Source organism: Bifidobacterium sp. B4079 (genome assembly GCF_026537385.1).
GTDB classification, from domain to species: Bacteria; Actinomycetota; Actinomycetes; order Actinomycetales; family Bifidobacteriaceae; genus Bombiscardovia; species Bombiscardovia asteroides_I.
This window is the reverse complement of sequence record NZ_JAFNMH010000008.1, coordinates 1-2742: the sequence shown is the minus strand read 5'-3', so window position 1 is coordinate 2742 and position 2742 is coordinate 1. Positions and strand designations below refer to the sequence as shown.

Sequence of the window (2742 nt, the reverse complement as noted above, 5' to 3'; positions counted from 1 at the left end):
CAGGGCTCCGACGGATTGTAGGCACACGGTTTCAGAAACTCTTTCACTCCCCTCCCGGGGTGCTTTTCACCTTTCCCTCACGGTACTCGTACGCTATCGGTCAGACAGGAATATTCAGGCTTACCCCACGGTCGGGGCGGATTCACACGGGATTCCACGAGTCCCGCGCTACTTGGGAACAAGAACCGGCAGGCAGCGCGCCTTCGGCTACGGGGCCATCACCCTCTACGGCCGGGAATTCAATCCCGTTCGCCTCACACGCCGCTTTATCACTGCCGCCGGGCCCGTCGGAGCCCGGACGCCAAGTCCCACAACACCCATGCCGCAACCCCCGACGGGTCTCACACGGCACCGGTTTGGCCATCATCCGCTTTCGCTCGCCACTACTCACGGAATATCCTTTCCTGCAGGTACTGAGATGTTTCACTTCCCTGCGTACCCCCCGCACGAATGCGGTGCCGGCCCATCACGGCCGGCGGGTTACCCCATTCGGACACCCTCGGATCAAAGCCCTGTCGGCGGCTCCCCGAGGCCTATCGCGGCCCCACGCGTCCTTCATCGGTCCTGTCTGCCAAGGCATCCACCATGCGCCCTTGCCGACAACACGACCACAGGCCATGCCACGACAACAACAACTGCGAACTGCCAGACGACAAATCATCACACTAAACGATCACAAAACGATCGACCCGAACCCACCAAACATGGGCCCGGACGAAACAATACAGCAGACAGCCGGCACAAAAACCAGCCATCCGCTCGCGTCCACTATCCAGTTCTCAAACCACCAGCACGCCGCCAGCACCCGACGCGGGACAAACCCCACGCAGGAACCCGACGGGCATCAGGAACACCACCCACCAAGGTGGCGGTCCGGGAACCCAACAGCGCATCCATGCCACAGCCTCAAGACCGTTCCACGCCAGCACGCCCACACCATCCGGCCAACCGGCCGGACCCGCAGGCACGACCCCCACGCATCACACGCAGGGGATTTCCAAAATCTCCGTAGAAAGGAGGTGATCCAGCCGCACCTTCCGGTACGGCTACCTTGTTACGACTTAGTCCCAATCGCGGACCTCACCTTTGACGGCTCCCCCCCTTGCGGGTTGGGCCACCGGCTTCGGGTGCTGCCCACTTTCATGACTTGACGGGCGGTGTGTACAAGGCCCGGGAACGCATTCACCGCGGCGTTGCTGATCCGCGATTACTAGCGACTCCGCCTTCACGGAGCCGGGTTGCAGGCTCCGATCCGAACTGAGACCGGTTTTCAGGGATCCGCTCCATGTCACCATGTCGCATCCCGCTGTACCGGCCATTGTAGCATGCGTGAAGCCCTGGACGTAAGGGGCATGATGATCTGACGTCATCCCCACCTTCCTCCGGGTTAACCCCGGCGGTCCCCCGTGAGTTCCCGGCATGACCCGCTGGCAACACGAGGCGAGGGTTGCGCTCGTTGCGGGACTTGACCCAACATCTCACGACACGAGCTGACGACGACCATGCACCACCTGTGAACCGGCCCCGAAGGGAAGCCGCGTCTCCGCAGCCGTCCGGCACATGTCAAGCCCAGGTAAGGTTCTTCGCGTTGCATCGAATTAATCCGCATGCTCCGCCGCTTGTGCGGGCCCCCGTCAATTTCTTTGAGTTTTAGCCTTGCGGCCGTACTCCCCAGGCGGGATGCTTAACGCGTTAGCTCCGACACGGAACCCGTGGAACGGGCCCCACATCCAGCATCCACCGTTTACGGCGTGGACTACCAGGGTATCTAATCCTGTTCGCTCCCCACGCTTTCGCTCCTCAGCGTCAGTGACGGCCCAGAGACCTGCCTTCGCCATCGGTGTTCTTCCCGATATCTACACATTCCACCGTTACACCGGGAATTCCAGTCTCCCCTACCGCACTCCAGTCCGCCCGTACCCGGCGCCGATCCACCGTTAAGCGATGGACTTTCACACCAGACGCGACGAACCGCCTACGAGCTCTTTACGCCCAATAAATCCGGATAACGCTTGCACCCTACGTATTACCGCGGCTGCTGGCACGTAGTTAGCCGGTGCTTATTCGAAAGGTACACTCACTCTCGCTTGCTCCCAATCAAAAGCGGTTTACAACCCGAAGGCCGTCATCCCGCACGCGGCGTCGCTGCATCAGGCTTTCGCCCATTGTGCAATATTCCCCACTGCTGCCTCCCGTAGGAGTCTGGGCCGTATCTCAGTCCCAATGTGGCCGGTCGCCCTCTCAGGCCGGCTACCCGTCGAAGCCTTGGCAGGCCATCACCCCGCCAACAAGCTGATAGGACGCGACCCCATCCCATGCCGGTAAACCCTTTCCCACACCATCATGCGACAGTGCGGAGCATCCGGCATTACCACCCGTTTCCAGGAGCTATTCCGAAGCATGGGGCAGGTTGGTCACGCATTACTCACCCGTTCGCCACTCTCACCAGGCAGCAAGCTGCCCGGATCCCGTTCGACTTGCATGTGTTAAGCACGCCGCCAGCGTTCATCCTGAGCCAGAATCAAACCCTCCACAAAAAACATGAAGAAGCCCAAAACAGCTCACATCAATAATTGACGGGCCAGCTTCCATAAGGAGGAAACCAACCCACGAAAAACCCCGACACCCCTCACAACGCTCCCACGTACCCGACAACAGCCGGGCGGGCATCGGACTGGCAATCAAAAAGCTATAAGTAGCACAAACACGCTCTTGAGTTCTCAAACCACCACCACACCAACA

The 2742-nt window shown here is 60.3% G+C and carries 2 rRNA genes (1 of these 2 only partly in view); both read right to left on the bottom strand.

The window, feature by feature from the left end:
• Positions 1-607, bottom strand: a 23S ribosomal RNA gene (locus J3T95_RS09090) (its annotated part extends 2455 nt beyond the left edge of the window); the annotation flags it as partial.
• Between the two features lie 405 nt (positions 608-1012).
• Positions 1013-2537: ribosomal RNA gene (locus J3T95_RS09085) — 16S ribosomal RNA — on the bottom strand.
• Positions 2538-2742: the final 205 nt, after the last annotated feature.